The sequence below is a fragment of the Planococcus sp. RAB007_Raresut genome (genome assembly GCF_057369535.1).
Genome location: NZ_JBXYIF010000155.1, coordinates 1 through 261, shown reverse-complemented (window position 1 = coordinate 261; position 261 = coordinate 1). Strand labels below are relative to the sequence as shown.

Annotated in this window: 1 protein-coding gene; it reads right to left on the bottom strand. The window is 37.2% G+C overall.

From position 1 onward, the window contains the following. Nucleotides 1-63: 63 nt before the first annotated feature. Nucleotides 64-261: hypothetical protein (locus AC2Q9J_RS18115; protein WP_499042097.1), on the bottom strand; the 198-nt coding region annotated here is incomplete at its 5' end.

Sequence of the window (261 nt, the reverse complement as noted above, 5' to 3'; positions counted from 1 at the left end):
CGCAGAAACTTTCTCATATTTAATGCCATCTACCATTGCTAACCGTATCGCCGCATTAATAATTCATGCTGCTTCCATCATGTAAAGTTGCGGATTTCGTTTGAAAGCACTGAGAGTTCCACTTTCCTTAAAAATAGCAATTAGCGTTTTACGAGTAAGCTTCGTATCATTTTGCAAATGCGTTAATATATCCGGTGCTTTTTCAAATTTACGATCATTCGTATTAAAAACAGTAGCTTCTACCTGGACAGTGGAAATTCC